Below are 18,937 nucleotides of genomic sequence, written 5' to 3' on the forward strand. Positions count from 1 at the left end.
GGCCACCATGAATTCCACTCAAAGCACTGTGCGATACGAAGTCTTAGACCCCTGCTTATTGGGGCGGCCAGTCCACCGGCTCCCCGAATTTGCCGCACAATTGCGCGAAGATCTGGCGCAGTCCATGCGACTGAATGTGCATCGCCGATATTGGGGTACCTGCCAGGTTGACGAGGTGACTTTCAGTCGTCTCGACGGCAGCGAAGTGCGGCAGCGCTGGCTCGGTTTTGCTTCAACGTCGGGCCAGCTCGGCTTTGCGATGGAGCGTAAGTTGTTGCTGAGTCTCCTGAATTTTCGCTACGGCCGCGCGACGCGCGCTGAAGCAACAGTTGACGAACAGGCAGTGCGCGTTACCGCTACTGAAGAACGTTTGGCTGTGGTGCTCGGGCAACAGCTGGCCAGCATCCTCGCAGCTCGCATTGAAAGCAACCTGCCCAATGGCGGCAAGGAGCTTGACGAAGATGACAATATTAAAGCCGGCAGCGTTGCACAGCCTGCCAAAGGCAGCTGGGTGATTACCGTTTCGCTAAGTGACGGCGAGCTGCAAGGCAAGGCCTGGTTCGCACTCGATAAGCAAGTGATGGGCAGCGTGCTGCGCGGCCTGCAGCCCGGGCGCGATGCAAGCAAGAAGGGCAGCAAGAATCCAGGGCCGCTGGCGGCGCGGCTCCAGGTTGGACTAAGCGGCAGGCTGGTTTCCAAGGAAACTACGCTGGGCGCAATGTTTGACTTGCGTGTGGGCGATGTCATCCCGATCAGCCTGCACAGGGCAGACGTTATGCTCGAAGACTCCCGCCTGTTTACAGCTGCGGTAACTGAGCACAAGGGCAAACTCTGCTTAACCTCTTTTGAAGACTCAGAATGAATATGATGAACAACCCGAATGGCGCCAACGACTCCATGCTGGACGATATGTCGGAGGAGATGATCATCGACCAGGTGTCGCAGGATTTGAACGATGTTCCGGCGCCGCGTCCCGGCCGCCGCGACCTGCCGGCCATGATGCGCAAAATTCCTGTCACGCTGACGCTGGAGGTGGGCTCGGCCCGCCTGTCGTTGCAGGACCTGATGCAGATCGGCCCGGACAGCGTGGTGGAACTGGACATGCTCGCTGGCGAACCGCTGACCATCAAAGTCAACGGCACGGCCATTGGCCGCGCCGAGGTGGTAGTTGCGGGTGAGAACTACGGCCTGAAGGTCATCGATCTGGATGGTTTGAACCTGGACATGATGGCGCCATGACCTTGCGCCGCCTGATGCCCGGCTTCGCGGCTGGGGCAGTGCTGCTGTGCGCCTGCGCGCCTGCGTGGGCCCAGGACTTGCTTGGCGGCGTCGTCCCCGGCGCCAAGACCGAGCTGTCGGTAAAGATGCAGATCCTGATCATCATGACCCTGCTGGGCTTGCTGCCCATCATGGTGATGATGATGACCAGCTTTACCCGTTTCGTCATCGTGCTGTCGCTGCTGCGCCAGGCCCTCGGCTTGCAGCAGGGTCTTCCCAATCGCATCATCACCGGCGTGGCGCTGATCCTGACCCTGCTGGTCATGAAGCCGATCGGCGACGCCGTGTGGCGCGATGCCTTCGTACCGTATGATCAGAACAAGATCGGTTTGCAGGATGCGCTGGTCATCGCCGAAAAACCGATTTCACGGTTCATGCTGGCCCAGACCAGCAAGGCGTCGCTGAAACAGATCGCCCACCTGGCAGGCGAAGATGCAATTACCAATCCGGCCGACCATGCTTTCACGGTCAAGCTGGCGTCCTTTGTTTTGTCTGAATTGAAGACGGCATTCCAGATCGGTTGCCTGCTGTTCATTCCCTTCCTGATCATCGACCTTGTGGTGTCGTCTGTGCTGATGGCGATGGGTATGATGATGCTGTCGCCGCTAGTGATTTCGCTGCCGTTCAAGCTGCTGCTGTTTGTGCTGGTGGATGGCTGGACATTGACTGTGAATACGCTCGTCACGAGCATACAGGCCTATTGAATGTTGACTCCGGACGTGGCCGTCGACCTGGTGATCGAGGCCCTGCATATCGTTATGATCCTGGTCCTGGTGCTGGTGGTGCCAGGCCTGGTCGCGGGCCTGCTCGTCGCGCTGGTGCAGGCCGCAACGCAAATCAATGAACAGACGCTGAGCTTCCTGCCGCGCCTGTTGGTGACACTGCTGGCGATCATCCTGACAGGGCGCTGGATGTCCGGCTACCTGATGGACTATTGCGTTTCCATTTTCCAGCGCGCGGCAACACTGGTGGGGTAGCGAGCCATGGAACAGGTCCTGGCTAACCTCCTGGTGTGGATGACGGCAATCTGGTGGCCTTTCGTGCGCTGCATGGCGATGCTGAGCGCGGCGCCGGTGATCGGCGAGATGATGGTGCCGGTAACGGTGCGGCTGCTGGTGTCGCTGGTGCTGTCCATCATCATGCTGCCGGTGACGCAGGCCCAGATGGTGCACAACATCGATCCGATTTCTGTGCAGGGCATTGCGGTCACGCTGGAGCAGGCGGTGATTGGCGGCGTGATCGGGCTGGCTTTCCATTTCTCGATGTCGGTGATTGCGGTGCTGGGCTATTTGGTATCGAGCCAGGTCGGCTTTTCGATGGCGGTGATGAACGATCCGCTGAATGGTACTTCGTCCGACGTGGTGTCGGCCTTGCTGTCCATGCTGGCCATTGTGATTTTCTTTTCGATTGACGGCCACCTGGTGCTGGCGGGCGTGGTGGGGCAAAGCTTCAAGGCCTGGCCGCTGGGTGGCGGTTATTCCGCACTCCTGCTGCAGACGGTGGCGTGGAATGTGGCGTGGATTTTCTCGGCGGCGATGCTGCTGGCGATTCCAGTGGTGTTTTCGGCGTTGGTGGTGCAGCTCGGCTTTGGTTTCCTGAACCGCGTGGCGCCGACGCTGAACCTGTTTGCTTTGGGCTTTTCCGTGATCACCATCTTCGGCTTGATGATGCTGGGCCAGGTGGTGCGCTTTATCCCGCAGCATTACATACGCATGTCGACGCGTGTGCTCGACATGATCCAGCAACAGATGGTGTCCCATGGCTGACGACAGCGGCGGCGACAAGTCAGAGAAGGCTTCAGCGCAGAAGCTGAAGAAGACCCGCCAGGAAGGCCAGGTGGTGCGTTCGCGCGACCTGGCCACGGCCATCGGCATCCTGGTGTCGCTTAAGCTGTTCGTCTACATGCTGCCTTCGTACCTGCTGGAGTTTCGTGAAATCTTCCACCAGGCGTTTGCGCCGCTGGAAGGCGAGGGCGCGCTCGATAACGTCATGAGTACTGTCTGGCTAAGCGCCGCGGCACTCCTTGTGAAGATGGTGCTGCCGCTGTTCGTGGTGCCGCTGTTTATCGTGCTGGGCGCCATGGTACCGGGCGGCTGGGTGATGAGCGCCAAGAACCTGGAGCCGAAACTGGAGCGCTTCAACCCGGTCAGCAATCTTGGGCGGCTGTTCACCAAGAAGCACGGCTTTGAGCTGGCGGTATCGATCGGCAAGGCGGCGATCCTGGGCTGGGTGCTGGTCCACGTAGGCACCAGCACCATCAACGATTACACCCGCTTGCAGGGGTTGGGGATGAACGATGCCATGATTTCGGGCGCCAACCTGATGCTGAACGGGGTGATGGCCATGGTGGCTGTGTTCATCATCTTCGCGATCATCGACGTGCCGGCGCAGGCTTACTTCTTCGCCGAGCAACAGAAGATGTCCAAGCAGGAGCTGAAAGAAGAGTACAAGACGCAGGAAGGCCGTCCCGAGGTGCGCCAGCGCATCCGCCAGTTGCAGCGCGTCCTGGCCGAACGCTCGGCGCGCAAGATCGTGCCGGGTGCGGACGTGGTGATCGTCAACCCGCAGCACTATGCGGTGGCGCTCAAGTACGATGAAAAGCGCGCCGAAGCGCCGTACGTGCTGGCCAAGGGCGTCGACGAAATGGCGCTGTATATCAGGAAGTTGGCGCAGGAGCATGGGGTGGAAGTGCTGTCCCTGCCGCCGCTGGCGCGCGCAATCTATAACACCAGCCAGGTCAACCAGCAGATTCCCGTGCAGTTGTACCAGGCTGTTTCCATGGTCCTGCATTATGTGCTGCAGCTGAAGGCGTTCCGTGAAGGCCGCCGTCCATCGCAGCCAAATCCGCTGGAAGCGGCGCAGGTGCCGGTACCCACATCCATGAGTGAGGCAGCAACAACATGAATTTTTTGAAGAGCTTGTTCGCAGAAGCAGGCCGCCACAAACTTGCCACGCCGGTATTCCTGCTCGGGATATTGGCGATGATCATCCTGCCGCTGCCGCCTATCCTGCTGGACGTGCTGTTCACGTTCAATATCGTGCTCGCGCTCATTGTGATCCTGACCAGCGTGAACGCCAAGCGGCCGCTGGACTTCTCTGTGTTCCCGACGGTGATCCTGGCGACCACGCTGGCACGATTGACGCTGAATGTGGCCTCGACCCGCGTGGTGCTGCTGCACGGCCACCAGGGTACTGATGCTGCGGGTAAGGTGATCGAGGCATTCGGCCAGGTGGTCATTGGCGGTAATTATGTGGTCGGCATGGTGGTGTTTGTGATCCTGATGATCATTAACTTCGCCGTGGTGACCAAGGGCGCGGAGCGCATTTCCGAAGTGTCGGCGCGCTTCACCCTTGATGCCTTGCCGGGCAAGCAGATGGCGATCGATGCCGATTTGAACGCGGGCCTGATCAACCAGGAGAAGGCAACACAGCGCCGCAAGGAAGTGGCGACGGAGGCGGACTTCTACGGTGCGATGGATGGCGCGGCCAAGTTCGTGCGCGGTGATGCGATTGCGTCGATCCTTATCCTGATCATCAATATCGTCGGCGGTGTAGCCATCGGTACGCTGATGCAGGATATGAGCTTCGGCGACGCGTTCAAACAATACGCGCTGCTCACCATTGGCGACGGCCTGGTGGCGCAGATTCCGGCGCTGCTGTTGTCGGCGGCGGCTGCGATCATCGTTACCCGCGTGTCCGAGTCGGAAGGCGCAGATTTCGAATCCCAGGTGGGTAGCCAGTTGCTGGCATCGCCGAATGTGCTCTTCAGCGCGTCGGCGGTGATGGTGATCCTCGGCCTGGTGCCGGGTATGCCGAAACTGAGCTTCCTCACCTTTGCTGCGGCGCTGGGCTATGTCGGCTGGCGAATGCGCGAGAAGCAGGGTCTGCCGGTGGTCGACAATATTGCCGCTATCGAAGCAGCGCTGCGCGAAGAAAAGGTGCCGGAACTGGAATGGCAGTCGTTGCCTGTGGTGCAGCCTTTGCAGGTTTCTCTGGGCTACAAGCTGGTGGGGATGATCGACAAGGCGCACGGCGAGATGCTGACCAAGCGCCTGCGCGGCGTGCGGCAAAGCTTGTCGGAGGCGATGGGCATGGTGCTGCCGCAGATTAATGTGCGCGACGACCTGGGTTTGAAGCCAACGCAATATGCGGTGGTGCTGGGCGGTTCGACCATCGCGCTGGCGGAGGTGTTTGCCGACAAGCTGATGGCGATTCCTTCGCCGAATGTGTACGGGCAGATCGATGGCATCCCTGGCGTCGAGCCGGCTTATGGCATGCCTGTGACCTGGATCGAGCCTAAAGATAAGGCGCATGCGCTGGGGCTGGGCTACCAGGTGGTGGAGGCGCCCAGCGCGATTGCGACCCATGTGTCCAAGCTGATTCGCGAGTACCTGCCGGAGTTGTTCAAGCATGAGGATGTGTCGGCGCTGGTGGAACGCTTGACTGCGCTGTCGCCCAAGCTGGCGGGGGCGCTGGATAAGGCGTTGACGCATACGCAGCTTTTGCGCGTGTTCCGCGTGTTGTTGCAGGAGTCGGTGTCGTTGAAGGATATCGTGCCGATTGCGACGACCTTGCTGGATTCGTCGGAGACGACCAAGGATCCGATCTTGCTGGCGGCGGAGGTGCGCTGTGCATTGCGGCGGCAGATTGTGTCCGGGCTGTTCGGGCAGAAAACGGAGATGCTGGCGTTTAACCTGGGCGGGGAATTGGAGAATATGCTGCTTGGTTCTTTGAACCAGGCAAGGCAGACGGGGAAGGTGGTGCTGGATAATTACCCGATCGATCCGCATTTGCTGGCGCAGTTGCAGGTGAATATGCCAGTGGCGAGGGAGCAGATGAAGCAGCAGGCGACGCCGCCTTTGCTGCTGGTGTTGCCGCAGATCCGGCCTTTGCTGGCAAGGTATGCACGCTTGTTTGCGCCGGGGTTGCATGTGTTGTCGTATAACGAGGTGCCGGAGAACCGGGAGGTTTCCATCATCGGTACTGTCGGCTAAAACCGGTAAACCTGGGTCTGACCCGCAGGGTCAGACCCTCAACGGTCTCGGAGCCGAGGGTTCCGGGTGTGCGCCGTTGATCTTCGTCGAAAGTCAAGGACCTTAACCCTACCACCGGCCGTCGAACAGTCGGGGTCAGACCCTTGGGTCTGACCCCGGTTTACCGGTTTTGCTGTTAAAATCCCCCGCTCAAAATTACGTCTTCGGGGCGGGGTGCAATTCCCCACCGGCGGTAAAAACAGCAATGTTCAAGCCCGCGAGCGCCTGTCAGGCTTCATCGACAGGGTCAGCAGACCTGGTGTGACTCCAGGGCCGACGGTATAGTCCGGATGAAAGAAGATGTGCGCTTTTGCGCGTATACCCTGTCCGCTCTCGCGGCACGGGTGGCCGCGCCTATTCGCTTGCCCTGGAGCGTTTTTCGTTAACATTTAGCGAGGAGCGTTTCCTATGTTGTCCCCTGTAACTTCCCTTGAATCCCGCATTCACGCAGCGCTTGAAGCCATGCGCGCCGGCGTCCCCGTCATCCTGCTCGACGACTTCGACCGCGAAAACGAAGCGGACCTGATCGTCGCTACCGACCGGCTCACTGTCGAAACGATGGCCCTGATGATCCGCGAATGCAGCGGCATTGTCTGCCTGTGCCTGACCGCCGACAAGGTACGTGAGCTCGAACTGCCACCCATGGCCGCCGAAAACGGCAGCAAATACGGCACTCCGTTCACAGTCTCGATCGAAGCACGCCATGGCGTGACCACGGGCGTCTCGGCCGCCGACCGCGTGACCACAATCCGCGCCGCAACCGCGCCCAACGCACGTCCAGAAGACGTGGTGCGTCCCGGCCACGTCTTCCCTTTGCGTGCCATGCCGGGTGGTGTCCTGATGCGCGCCGGTCACACCGAGGGTTCGGTCGATCTGGCGCATCTGGCTGGCCTCACGCCATCCGCAGTGCTGTGCGAATTGATGAACCCAGACGGCACGATGATGCGCGGCGAGGCCATCGAACAGTTCGCGCAACTGCACGGCATGCCAATCCTGACCATCGCCGAGCTCATCTCTTGGAGACAAAGGATGCAACACTGAATTGTGTTCTGCTTGACAACGATGTTCGGTTCCGCAACTCTTTGAGACTCGGACGGAGGATGCGACATGACGAACTCGGACCTGGCAATAGACTTTTCAAAGCTCACACCGGTTGAGCTGACGTTCGGGGACGACTTTGAGGAAGCGCAGCAACGCGCTGCGCTTTTTGAAGAGGCGGAACTGTACTTGAATTCATTCGCATGGTGCGGTGGTGTGAAAAAAGTTTATTTTGGCCTGGGCATGTCGGATTTCATCGGCATCTTTTTGTTCGAAGTGGCCTCGGGTGCGGATGAGAGGGACCGGTACCACTGGGTCGTTGCGGGCGATCTCCCGCCGGCCCATTTTGGCATCAACAATTGCCCTGATCCTTCCTTCGCGTTGAAGGGATATATTGAGGAGATACGGGGAAAGGTCGACGCGGCGCAAGAACGTGAACTTTTGAGATTGGCACGCTTTGCTGGTTGATTGACGCCGTTTGCCAGTGACCTGGCGCCGGGTGCGCGATAGTCTTCTACCTGTGACTATTCAGCCCTGGAGCTAGTGATGAAAAATATTGAAATCGATAAGAGCAAGCCAGTTTTGGTGACCGGTGCGTCCGGTTACGTGGCAGGCTGGATTGTGAAGCGTTTGCTGGAAGAAGGCGTCACGGTGCATGCCGCCGTGCGAAATCCCGACGACCGAAGCAAGGTCCGTCACCTCGACGAGTTGGCGGCTTCGCTGCCCGGCACACTGCGCTATTTTAAGGCGGATTTGCTGGACGAGGGTTCTTTTGCGGCGGCGATGGCTGGCTGCGGCATCGTCTTCCATACCGCATCCCCGTTCACCCTCAACATCCGCGACCCGCAGAGGGAATTGGTTGATCCGGCCTTGCTGGGCACGCGCAATGTGCTGGAAACGGCCAAACGAACCGGTTCGGTTAAACGGCTTGTGCTGACCAGCAGCTGCGCTGCGATCTACGGCGACAACGCCGACATCGAAGCCACGCCGAACAGAGTCTTCACGGAGGAGATCTGGAACACCAGTTCTTCAGTGAACCATGCGCCATATTCCTATTCCAAAGCCGTGGCGGAGCGCGCGGCGTGGGAGATCGCCCGTAGCCAGTCCGCCTGGGATCTGGTGGTGGTGAATCCAAGCCTGGTGATCGGGCCCGGCGTGAACCCGCATGGCACTTCCGAAAGCTTCAACATCGTCCGCCAGATCGGCGATGGGACGATGAAGGCCGGCGTGCCGGATCTCGGCCTGGGCGCGGTGGACGTGCGTGATTTGGCGGAGGCGCATTTGCGCGCAGCCTACCTGCCCAAGGCGGCTGGCCGCCACATCATTTCGGCGCATAACACTTCGCTGCTTGGCATCGCCAAGGCGCTGCTGCCCAAGTTCGGCGCCTATCCGGTGCCGCGCCGGAACCTGCCGAAGTGGCTGGTCTGGCTGGTCGCGCCTATCGTGGATAAGGCGACTACGCGCAAATTCGTGTCCCGCAATGTGGGCTATGCATGGAGTGCCGACAGCAGCAAGAGTGCGCGGGAGCTCGGCATGGTGTATCGTCCGCTGGAGAACTCGATTAGCGAAATGTTCCAGCAAATGATCGACAACGGTTTGATTCCCAAGGAAGTTTAATGAAGTATCCGACGCACTTCGCCGTTCATCCCGGATGGAAGCTGGTTCTGGCCGACATGGGCATCGATCCGGCGCATGTGCTGCGGTTGGCCGAGCTGCCGGCCGATCTGTTTGCGCGTCAGGAGGTCACCATCTCGCCACTGCAGTACTTCAGGCTGTGGCGGGCTGTGGAACTGGCGGCGGGGGAAGGGGCGGCCTTGCCGCTGCCCCTCAGGATAGGACAGGCGGTGTCGGTTGAAGCGTTCGATCCGCCGATTTTTGCCTGCTTGTGCAGCCCGAACCTGAACGTGGCCTTCCAGCGCTTGTCAGCATTCAAGAAGCTGATCGGGCCATTGGCGCTGCTGGTGGATATCGATGAGGAGCAGACGTCCGCGGCGCTGGAGTGCTACGCAGATGCTGGCCCCATCCCGCACACGATGGCGGTGGCGGAGACGGTCTTCCTGACGCAGCTGGTGCGACTGGCGACGCGTCATCGCGTTGTCCCGGTCGCGGTCACGGTGCCGGAACTGCCGGACAACATTGAGAGCTATGCAGAATATTTCGGGGTGATGCCGAAAGCCGGTAATGCGGTCAGCGTGTCGTTCTCACGTGAGGACGGTTTGCGGCCATTCCTGACGGCGAATGAGTCGATGTGGACTTTCTTTGAGGCGGGCTTGAGCAAGCGCCTGGCCAGCCTCGATGCCACGGCGAGGACGAGCGACCGCGTCAAGGCGGTATTACTCGAGGGACTGCCGGCCGGCCAGTATGCGGTGGAAGACGTGGCCAGGAGCCTCGCCATGAGCAAGCGCACCTTGCAGCGTCAACTGGGCGAGGAATCGGCGACCTTCAAAGACATCCTGAATGCCACGCGCCAGCAGCTCGCACTGCACTACCTGCACAAGCCGCATATCGCGCAAGGCGAAATCGCATTCCTGCTTGGATTCCAGGATGTGAATTCCTTCATCCGAGCGTTCAAGGATTGGCAGGGCGTCACACCAGGCGCCTACCGCCACGAAATCAAGGTGGCGGTACCGGCTTGAGGGCAGGAACGCCCGCCGGGCTATGTAGCCAGGTCATGATGACCGTCGCTGCGGTCATGCCAAGCAACTGGGCAGCGACGTAGCCGGAAACGTCTTCGAAACGGATGCCTGCCACCGTGTTGGTCGCCGCACGCGCGAGCGTGAGGGCGGGATTGGCGAATGAGGATGAAGCCGTGAACCAGTATGCTGAAACGATGTAGGCTGCCACGGCAAAAGGTGTCAGCGCCGGCCGGCTGCGCGCGCAACCGCCGATGACGGCGATGAGCCCAAACGTCGCAACAAATTCACTCCACCACTGGGCAGCGCCAGTCCTGGCCTGGGTCGCCGCAGCGAACACCGGCTCGCCAAACATCGCGTGCGCGGCCGCTACACCGGCAAAGGCGCCAAGGATTTGTGCCGTGATGTAGGGCAGTGTTTCGCGCCAGTCCATGCCGCCTTGCCAGGCTTCCGACAAGGTGAGGGCAGGATTGAAGTGTGCGCCGGAGATGGCGCCGAAGGTGAGGATCAGCGCCAACAGGCCCAAGCCGCTCGCGAGGGAATTCGCGAGCAGGGCGAGGGCCGTATTACCGCCGGCGAGGCGGTCGGCCATGGTGGCCGAACCGACCGCCACGGCCAGCAGCAGCGCCGTGCCTAAAGCTTCAGCAGTGACGCGGCGCGCGAGCGTCATGCCATGGCGCGGACTGCGTCCACTGCATCGAGGATCGCTTCGCCGGTGGCTGGGGCGCGCAGCGGCGGGTTGAAACGGTAGTCGCCAACCGAAGCGACGGCATCGCGGATCGCCAGGAACACCGAGAACGGCAGCAGCAGCGGTGGTTCGCCTACGGCTTTCGAACGGTGGATGCTGTCGAATGGATTGGGCTTCTGGAACAGGCGTACGTTGAAATCGTCCGGGCAGTCGGACACGCCAGGAATCTTGTAAGTCGATGGCGCGTGCGTCATCAGCTTACCCGCCGGGTTCCACCACAATTCTTCCGTCGTCAGCCAGCCCATGCCCTGGATGAAGGCGCCTTCCACCTGGCCGACGTCGATGGCCGGGTTCAGGGAATTGCCGGCGTCGTACAGGCAGTCTGCCTTCAGCAGCTTCCATTCGCCGGTAAGGGTGTCGACGATCACTTCCGACACCGAGGCGCCATAGGCGTAGTAGCCGAAAGGATTGCCGCTCATGGTTTCGCGGTCCCAGCTCAGGCCAGGCGTGGCGTAGAAGCCATCGGACCACAGCTGGACGCGCGCGAGATAGGCCTTCTGCACCAGGTCCGCGAACGGCATGACTACTTCACCGGCGAATACGGTGCCGTTGGCGAGGATCACGCTGTCGGAAGCAACGCCGAATGCCTTGGCGGCGAATTCCACCAGGCGACGGCGTAGCGTATGGGCGGCATCCTGCGCTGCCTTGCCGTTCAGGTCCGCGCCCGTTGATGCGGCCGTGGCGGAGGTGTTGGCGACTTTGCTGGTATCGGTGGCGGAAGCACGCACGCTGGAGAGAGGAATGCCCAGTTCATGCGCCACAACCTGGCACACCTTGGTGTTGATGCCCTGGCCCATTTCCGTGCCGCCGTGGTTCACCAGCACCGAGCCGTCGGTGTAGATGTGCACCAGCGCGCCGGCCTGGTTGAAGTGGGTGACGTTGAAGGCGATGCCGAATTTCACTGGCGTCAGGGCCAGGCCCTTCTTCAGCACCGGATTGGCGGCGTTGAACGCGCGGATGGCTTCGCGGCGGACGCGGTAATTGGTATCGCTTTCCAGCTGCGCCACCAGTTCGTGGATCACATTGTCTTTGACCTTCTGGCCGTACTGCGTGACGTTGCGGCCTTCTTCATCATTGCGGCCGTAGAAGTTCACCTTGCGCACGTCCAGCGCGTCCTTGCCCAGGTTACGGGCGATTTCGTCCACGATGTATTCAATCGCGATGGCGCCTTGCGGGCCGCCGAAGCCGCGGAAGGCGGTGTTGGACTGTGTGTTGGTCTTGCCCGCCATGGCGCGGATATCCACGTCCGACAAGTAGTAGGTGTTGTCGAAATGGCAGATGGCGCGGGTTGCGACTGGCGCGGAAAGGTCAGCCGAGAAGCCGGCGCGCGATACCATCTGCACTTTGGCGGCGGTGATCAGGCCCTGGTCGTCGTAACCGATCTCATACTCGTAGTAGAAGCAGTGGCGCTTGCCGGTGACCATCATGTCGTCGTCGCGGTCGGCGCGCAGCTTTACCGGGCGCTTGAGGCGGGCGGCGCTGACGGCGGCGCAAGCGGCCCACAGCGCGGATTGCGATTCCTTGCCGCCGAAGCCACCGCCCATGCGGCGGCATTCCACCACCACCGCGTGCGAAGGGTAGTGCAGGGCGTGCGAAACCACGTGCTGCATCTCGGTCGGATGTTGGGTCGAGCAGTAGACGTGCATGCCGTTGCCTTCCTTCGGGATGGCATACGAAATCTGGCCTTCGAGGTAGAACTGTTCCTGGCCGCCCACGTGCAGCTTGCCTTTCAGGATGTTCGGCGAGCGCTCGAAGGCCGCCTCGGCGTCGCCGCGCGTCAGGCGCATTGGCGGCACCACATAGGACTCGGCCTCGCGCGCCGCTTGCGGCGTGAGGATTGCCGGAAGTTCTTCATACTGGATGTCGGCCTTGCGGGCCGCGCGGCGGGCGTTGTCGTGCGTGTCCGCCACCACGATGAAGATGGGCTGGCCGACGTATTCCACCTTCTGCTCGGCGAGGATCGGGTCATCGTGGATGATCGGGCCGCAATCGTTGGTGCCGGGGATGTCCTTGTAGGTGTACACGGCCACAACGCCCGGCATGGCTTTCACCGGATCGAGGTTGACCGAGAGGATGCGTGCATGGGCTTTCGGCGACAGGCCGAGCGCGGCATGCAGGGTGCCTTGCGCTTCCGGGATGTCGTCGGTGTACACGGCCTCACCCAGCACGTGGAGGATTGCCGATTCGTGCGGGTGGCTCTGGCCAACTTCGGTCCAGCCCTTGGCGGCGCCGAGCGTCATGAACTGTTCGGACTTGCTGTTCATGCGGCGGCTCCTTCCTTGAATGCGTAAGCGTTGACGTAGGTGTTTGAAATCGCATCTTCGGGACGGGTCTCCATCCAGAAGCGGCGCAGCAGGTTTTGCGCGGTGCGCATGCGGTAGTTCGCGCTGGCGCGCATATCGGTCAGCGGGGTGTAGTCGCGCGCCAGGGCTTCCATGCCGGCGCGCAGGGTGGTTTCGTTCCACGGCTGGCCATTGAGGGCAGCTTCCGCCAGCGGTGCGCGGCGCGAAGTCGCAGCCATGCCGCCGTAGGCGATTTTGGCGTTGCGCACGACGCCGTTTTCCACTTCGAGCGAGAAGGCGGCGCAGACGGCGGAAATATCCTGGTCGTAGCGCTTGGCCAGTTTGTAGGTGCGGAATTGCTGGCCGGCTTTCGGGGCCGGGATGCGCACGGCTTCCACGAACTCGCCAGGCTGCCAATCCTTCTTCATGTAATCGAGGTAGAAGTCCTGCAGCAGCAGGACGCGCTGGCCTTTATTGGAGCGCAGCACGATTTCCGCGCCCAGCACGATCATCCACGGGGCGGAGTCGCCGATCGGGGAGCCGTTGGCGACGCTGCCGCCCAGGGTGCCGGTGCTGCGGATAGGCTGGGATGCGAAGCGCTGCCACAGTTCGTGCAGGGATTCGTTCGGATACAGTTCCAGCACGGCTTTGTAGGCATCGTCCAGCGAAACGGCGGCGCCGATTTCCAGCTTGCCGTCGACGGTGGCGATGCGGTGCAGTTCCTGCACCTGGCGCGTGTAAATCACATCGCCCAGGTTGCGCATCTGTTTGGTGACCCACAGGCCGACGTCGGTGGAGCCGGCCAGGATGGTGGCGGTCGGCTTGGCGGCGCGCAGTTCGGCCATTTCGGCCAGGGTGCGCGGCGCATGGAAAGTCTGGCCGTCGTGGGTGTAGCTGAACATGGTGTCTCGTTGCAGGTCTTGCAGTGTGGCCTTCAGCGCTTCGCGGTCGAAGCTGACGGCCGGCAGCTCGCCCATGCGGACGGCTGCGTCGATAATCGGGCGGTAACCCGTGCAGCGGCACAGGTTACCGGATAAGGTCTCGTCGATCGTTTTACGGCAGGGCGGTTCGGACTTGCCTTCCTGTTTCAGGTACAGGCTCCAGAGGGACATGGCGAAGCCGGGAGTACAGAAACCGCATTGGGAGCCGTGGCATTCCACCAGGGCTTCCTGCACGGGATGCAGGCTACCGTCCTGCTGCTTCAGGTCTTCCACCGTGAAGACTGCCTTGCCGTCCAGCGTAGGCAGGAACTGGATGCACGAGTTCACATTGCGCAGTTCCAGTTCACCATCCACGAGGGAGCCGATCACCACGGTGCAAGCGCCGCAGTCGCCTTCGGCGCAGCCTTCCTTGGTCCCGGTGCAGTGCAGATCTTCCCGCAAGTGCTGAAGCACCGTACGGGTCGGGGCGGCGGAATCAACTTCCTGCACACGCCCCTGGTAGAAGAAACGAATCGGTTGAGACATCTTTACTACTCCTTACTTCATCCTGCGATGTAAATTGTTTTAAACAGGAACACGCCAGCGACACACCAGATCATGGCGCTGACTTCTTTGTACTTGCCGGTCAAGAGTTTCAGTGCTGCGTAGCTGATAAAGCCCAGCGCCAGGCCGTTGGCGATCGAATAGGTGAATGGCATCACCAGTGCGGTAACAACGGCTGGAACGCTTTCGGTGGTCTCGGCCCAGTTGATCTCCGCCAGTTCGCGCAGCATCAGGCAGGCGACGAAGAACAGTGCAGGTGCGGTGGCGTATGCCGGTACCACGCCAGCCAGCGGAGCGATGAACAGGGCTGCCAGGAACAGCAGGGCCACGGTGACCGCGGTCAGGCCGGTGCGGCCGCCAGCTTGCACGCCAGCCGCGCTTTCGATGAAGGCGGTGGTGCTCGAGGTGCCCATCACGGAACCGACGATGATCGCGCCGGAGTCGGCCAGCAGCGCCTTGTTCATGTTCTTAGGCAGTTTGCCGTCCTTCATCAGGCCAGCGCGTTGGGCAACGCCCATCAGGGTGCCGGTTGCGTCGAACAGTTCAACCAGGAAGAACACCAGCACCACGTTCAACAGGCCGTGGGAAATAGCACCCATGATGTCCAGTTTCAGTGCGGTCGGTTCGATCGAAGGTGGAGCGGAGACGATGCCGTGGAAGGCGTTACCGGCAAAGAAGAAGCTCAGCACAGTCACAGACATGATGCCGATCAGCAGGGCGCCGGTGACGCGCAGGCGGTCCAGGGCGACGATGATGAAGAAGCCCACGATGGCCAGCACTGGAGCCGGCTTGTGCAGGTCGCCCATGGTGATGAAGGTGGCAGGGCTGGAAACCACGATGCCTGCGTTCTTCAGCGAGATCAGCGCCAGGAACAAGCCCACGCCGGCTGGAATGGCAATACGCAGCGAGGCTGGAATGGCATTCATGATCTTTTCACGGATCTTCAGCAGGCTGACGATCATGAAGCAGCAGCCCGAGATGAAGACCGCGCCCAGTGCCGCCTGCCATGGGAAGCCCATGCCGGCAACCACGCCGTAAGCGAAGTAGGCGTTCAGGCCCATGCCCGGCGCCAGGCCGATAGGGAAGTTGGCGTACAGGCCCATGATCAGGGTGCCGACAGCCGCCGCAACGCAGGTGGCCACAAAGACCGAGTCCTTGGGCATGCCGGCGTCGCCGAGGATGGATGGATTGACGAAGATGATGTACGCCATCGTCAGGAAGGTGGTAATGCCGGCCAGCACCTCGGTCCGCACGTTGGTGCCGTGCTCACCGAGCTTGAAGTATTGTTCCAGGAATTGCATTTGGGTTGTCTCCGTTTAGTTTTTAGCGCCCGAAATTCCGCCTCTCCGGGCGGAAAAATATGGCGTCCTTGCGCTGCATGTTTTAACAATATCGTCGAAGGGCTCCTTTTAGGCTTATATGCCAGGGCATATGGGCTATCTTGATTTACGTATAGTTGCGCAGGAAGCTCAGGAGGATGCGGGCCGAAAGGTCGGCGTCGTCGTCCGTCATGGTCTCCAGCGGGTTATGGCTGATGCCGCCGTTGCCGCAGCGTGTGAACAGCATGGCGACGTCTGTGACGCGCGCCATCAGCATGGCGTCGTGGCCGGCGCCGGAGGCGAGCTGGAAGGCGGGGATGCCGCTGCGTTCCACGGCGGCCGCCAGTTGATCCATCAGGCGCGGTGCGCATGGTGCGCAATCGGCTGCGACGGTCTGTTCGATTTCGACGGTGATGTGGCGTTTTTCGCACACTTTTTGAATGTGGGCGAGGATGTCGTCCACGGCGGCATCGCGCGCGGCGTTGTTCGCGGCGCGGATATCGAGCGATAGGGTGCAGGCGCCCGGGATCACATTGGTCGAGCCGTTCGGCACTTGCAACTGGCCGACGGTGCCCACCAAGGCTGAATCCTGGTCCTGGGCGCAGCGCTGCTCGACGTAGAGGATGATCTCGGCGGCTGCTGCGGCAGCGTCCTTGCGCATTGGCATAGGCGTGGTGCCGGCGTGGCTGGCGACACCTTTCAGGTCGACCAGATAGCGTTTGCTGCCTGCAATGGAGGTCACGACGCCGACCGGCAGGCCGCGCTCCAGCAATACCGGGCCCTGTTCGATGTGGACTTCCACAAAGCCCAGCAAATCTGCCGGGTCGCGTGCAATGGCGCCGATGGCGTTCACGTCATGGTCTGCTTCTGTCAGCACGTCGCGTAGCTGCTGGCCGTCGCGGTCGCGCAGGTCGAGCAGTTTGGGATCGAACTGGCCGATCACGGCGCTGCTGCCCAGGAAGGTGCTCTTGAAGCGCACGCCTTCTTCTTCCGCAAAGCCGATCACTTCGAGGTGGAAGGGCAGGGTTTCGCCGGTTTCGTGGAGGTGCTTGACCACGGCGATCGGGGTCAGGATGCCCTGGCGGCCGTCATACTTGCCGCCGTTACGCACGGTGTCGTAGTGCGAGCCTGTGAGCAGGGTGCGCGCGCCGGGATCGGTGGAGAGGTAGCGGCCCACCACATTGCCGACCGCGTCGATATGGGCGTGCATGCCCGCTTCGCGCATCAGCTTCGCCAGCTGGTTGGCGGTTTTGCGGTGGGTTGGCGTCATGTAGGTGCAGGTCAGGCCTTGCTCGTCTTCGCTCATGGCGCCGATCTGTTCGGCCCACTCCATAATGTCGCGGCCCATATGCGGCACGTAGGAGAGCAGGGCGTTCAGGCGCATTTCCGCGATGCGGTGGATCTGGCGCAGCGCCTCGCGCTGTTCGTCATCGGCCTGGTTGCGCAGGCGGCGGCGGAACGCTGCGATGATGGCCTGGCGCGACAGGCCTTGGCCGTCACCGCCCTTCACTGCGAGAATGAAGGGGAAGCCGAATTTCGCGTTGTAGCTGGCGTTCATTTCCTGCAGCGCCGCGAATTCTTCTTTCGTGCACAGGTTCAGGCCCGCTTTGGCTTGCTCGCCGGTGGATTCAGGCGTCAGCTCGCCCGCAACGGCGGCTTTGCCGGCCAGCTCCGGGTGGGCGCGGATCAGGCCCAGTTGTTCATCATTGGTGGCCTGCGTGACGACCTTCTGCAGGCCGAGTTTCAGTTCGTCGAGGGTGCGGAACGGGCGCTGCGCGGCGGCGCGCTGCGGAATCCACGGGGAATGCTCGTACAGGCCGTGCAGGATCTCGGTAAAGGTGTCTGCGTCGCAGGTGTTCAGTCGCTTCAGGCTCGTCATCGTGCTTCGGGCCGCCGCTGGCAGCGGCCCGCTCCATGTAAGGTGTTCTGGGGAATGGCAAACTGATAATAGAGGCCCAGCTGGCGGGAGATATAACGCTGGGCCGATATCGCCTATCCGGCGAAGGTTTATTTGACTAGCAAGCGGGCGGCGGCGCTGACCTGTGCGCGCAGCCATTTGTGCTCCGTGGCGTGGTGAGCGCGCTCGTGCCAGAGCTGGTAGAAGCTCAAGGGCGGGAATTCCAGCGGAACTTTGTAGGACTTCAGGCCCAGCAGGTTTTCATAGAAATTGGCGAATTGTTTGCCACTCGTCAAAACTAAATCTGTTTGCTGGACGATGTAGGGCAGCATGCGGAAGTGTGCCGATTCCACAACAATGTTTCGCTCCATATCACGCTCTTCCAGGAAGGAATCAATGTTGCCGTGGTAGCCGGGCAGGATCTGGGCCGGCGCCACATGCGGCAGCGTCAGGTATTCCTCCGGTGTCATGCCGTCTTTCGGCGTGCGGCGGGCGTAGGCGCTGTTGGCGCGCATCAGGCAGACGATGGGGTCGTCGAACAGCTTGGAGATATGCAGGTGCTGGGGCGGCTCGTCCCAGTTGCCGACCACCAGGTCCAGGTCGCCGTCCGACAGCAGGCGCACATAGTCGACGTCCGGGCCCAGGGAGTGGATCACCAGGCGGCTGCGCGGCGATTCGCGGCGCAGGCGGGCGATCACCTCGGTGAAGAACTGGGTATTCATATAGTCCGGCGCGGCGATATGGAAGGTTCGCGCCTCGTCCTGCGGCACAAACGCAGTTTTCGGGCTGAACAGGCTTTCGGTTTCGTCGAGAATGCGCTTGGCGGTCTTCAGCAGGCTCTCGCCGTGTTGCGTCGGCACCATACCTCGGCCGCCGCGTACCAGCAGCGGATCGCCCGTCAGGTCGCGCAATTTGCGCAGGGAACCGGAGATCGAGGGCTGCGGCTGGTTCAGTTTCAGGGCCACCCGGGACACGTTTTTCTCTACCAGCAGCAAGTACAGAATACGGATCAGGTGGATGTCTAAGTGTTCTGGCAATCTGGACATCATGGTCTCCGAATATTAGTTATTTAGATTTATCCATGTGAGAGTCTCACCTTCTGGGCCTCCGAACTATATCTCCAGTTATATGCAAGTTATAGCCAAAACGGAAGGTCTCCCGCGCTCGCAACCGATATCTTTCCACCACCAGGTCGTAGCGGCGGCGGTATGACGACCGATTGGTT

General features: G+C 61.2%; 17 protein-coding genes and 1 riboswitch. Of the genes, 11 read left to right on the forward strand and 6 right to left on the reverse strand.

The window, feature by feature from the left end; genetic code table 11:
- The first annotated feature begins 7 nt into the window (after positions 1-7).
- The 11 genes from AC1RTP_RS05780 (at position 8) to AC1RTP_RS05830 (ending at position 9,985) form a co-directional block, all read left to right on the forward strand.
- Entirely contained in the window at positions 8-862 is an 855-nt protein-coding gene (locus AC1RTP_RS05780) for a FliM/FliN family flagellar motor switch protein (RefSeq protein WP_498605551.1), read from the forward strand.
- A gap of 5 nt (positions 863-867) precedes the next feature.
- The gene (locus AC1RTP_RS05785; protein ID WP_498605837.1) at positions 868-1,239 is read left to right on the forward strand and encodes a FliM/FliN family flagellar motor switch protein; all 372 of its coding nucleotides are present in this window, start codon (positions 868-870) and stop codon (positions 1,237-1,239) included.
- On the forward strand, positions 1,236-1,982 hold the full coding sequence (gene fliP / locus AC1RTP_RS05790) for a flagellar type III secretion system pore protein FliP (protein WP_498605553.1): 747 nt from the start codon (positions 1,236-1,238) through the stop codon (positions 1,980-1,982). Before AC1RTP_RS05785 ends, fliP begins: the two co-directional genes overlap by 4 nt.
- The gene (fliQ, locus tag AC1RTP_RS05795) at positions 1,983-2,255 is read left to right on the forward strand and encodes a flagellar biosynthesis protein FliQ (RefSeq protein ID WP_155455668.1); all 273 of its coding nucleotides are present in this window, start codon (positions 1,983-1,985) and stop codon (positions 2,253-2,255) included. It begins immediately after the preceding gene.
- Between the two features lie 6 nt (positions 2,256-2,261).
- On the forward strand, positions 2,262-3,044 hold the full coding sequence (locus tag AC1RTP_RS05800; RefSeq protein WP_498605554.1) for a flagellar biosynthetic protein FliR: 783 nt from the start codon (positions 2,262-2,264) through the stop codon (positions 3,042-3,044).
- Positions 3,037-4,182, forward strand: coding sequence for a flagellar type III secretion system protein FlhB (gene flhB / locus AC1RTP_RS05805; protein ID WP_498605556.1), 1,146 nt, complete (start codon positions 3,037-3,039; stop codon positions 4,180-4,182). Before AC1RTP_RS05800 ends, flhB begins: the two co-directional genes overlap by 8 nt.
- Positions 4,179-6,272, forward strand: a complete 2,094-nt coding sequence (locus tag AC1RTP_RS05810) for a flagellar biosynthesis protein FlhA (protein ID WP_498605558.1) — start codon at positions 4,179-4,181, stop codon at positions 6,270-6,272. The genes flhB and AC1RTP_RS05810 overlap by 4 nt, the downstream gene beginning before the upstream one ends.
- Positions 6,273-6,467: 195 nt before the next feature.
- A riboswitch (FMN riboswitch) is annotated at positions 6,468-6,617 on the forward strand.
- 102 nt (positions 6,618-6,719) lie between these two features.
- Positions 6,720-7,352 carry a 3,4-dihydroxy-2-butanone-4-phosphate synthase gene (gene ribB, locus AC1RTP_RS05815; RefSeq protein WP_498605560.1) on the forward strand — a complete coding sequence of 211 codons (633 nt, stop codon included), beginning with the start codon at positions 6,720-6,722 and terminating at the stop codon, positions 7,350-7,352.
- Positions 7,353-7,418: 66 nt separating this feature from the next.
- Positions 7,419-7,817 (forward strand): hypothetical protein, encoded by a 399-nt coding sequence (locus tag AC1RTP_RS05820; RefSeq protein WP_498605562.1) that lies wholly within the window; start codon positions 7,419-7,421, stop codon positions 7,815-7,817.
- Between the two features lie 78 nt (positions 7,818-7,895).
- Positions 7,896-8,966 (forward strand): NAD-dependent epimerase/dehydratase family protein, encoded by a 1,071-nt coding sequence (locus AC1RTP_RS05825; RefSeq protein WP_498605564.1) that lies wholly within the window; start codon positions 7,896-7,898, stop codon positions 8,964-8,966.
- Positions 8,966-9,985: a helix-turn-helix transcriptional regulator gene (locus AC1RTP_RS05830; protein WP_498605566.1), complete on the forward strand. Its 1,020-nt coding sequence runs from the start codon at positions 8,966-8,968 to the stop codon at positions 9,983-9,985. The genes AC1RTP_RS05825 and AC1RTP_RS05830 overlap by 1 nt, the downstream gene beginning before the upstream one ends.
- On the opposite strand, the gene AC1RTP_RS05835 is transcribed toward AC1RTP_RS05830, so the two are convergent.
- The 6 genes from AC1RTP_RS05835 to AC1RTP_RS05860 all read right to left on the reverse strand — a co-directional run bounded on the left by AC1RTP_RS05835 (position 9,963) and on the right by AC1RTP_RS05860 (position 18,758).
- Positions 9,963-10,652, reverse strand: coding sequence for an aquaporin (locus tag AC1RTP_RS05835; RefSeq protein ID WP_498605569.1), 690 nt, complete (start codon positions 10,650-10,652; stop codon positions 9,963-9,965). The two genes, AC1RTP_RS05830 and AC1RTP_RS05835, sit on opposite strands and share 23 nt — an antisense overlap.
- Positions 10,649-12,994, reverse strand: a complete 2,346-nt coding sequence (gene xdhB / locus AC1RTP_RS05840) for a xanthine dehydrogenase molybdopterin binding subunit (RefSeq protein WP_498605571.1) — start codon at positions 12,992-12,994, stop codon at positions 10,649-10,651. The genes AC1RTP_RS05835 and xdhB overlap by 4 nt, the downstream gene beginning before the upstream one ends.
- Complete coding sequence (xdhA, locus tag AC1RTP_RS05845; RefSeq protein WP_498605572.1) at positions 12,991-14,478, reverse strand: xanthine dehydrogenase small subunit; 1,488 nt, start codon at positions 14,476-14,478, stop codon at positions 12,991-12,993. The genes xdhB and xdhA overlap by 4 nt, the downstream gene beginning before the upstream one ends.
- A 17-nt stretch (positions 14,479-14,495) precedes the next feature.
- Positions 14,496-15,797, reverse strand: a complete 1,302-nt coding sequence (locus AC1RTP_RS05850; RefSeq protein WP_498605573.1) for an NCS2 family permease — start codon at positions 15,795-15,797, stop codon at positions 14,496-14,498.
- A 145-nt stretch (positions 15,798-15,942) separates the two neighbouring features.
- On the reverse strand, positions 15,943-17,694 hold the full coding sequence (locus AC1RTP_RS05855) for an allantoate amidohydrolase (RefSeq protein WP_498605575.1): 1,752 nt from the start codon (positions 17,692-17,694) through the stop codon (positions 15,943-15,945).
- 128 nt (positions 17,695-17,822) lie between these two features.
- Positions 17,823-18,758 (reverse strand): LysR family transcriptional regulator, encoded by a 936-nt coding sequence (locus AC1RTP_RS05860; protein ID WP_498605838.1) that lies wholly within the window; start codon positions 18,756-18,758, stop codon positions 17,823-17,825.
- Between the last annotated feature and the right edge of the window lie 179 nt (positions 18,759-18,937).

Source organism: Pseudoduganella sp. GW821-FHT11H04 (genome assembly GCF_058807935.1).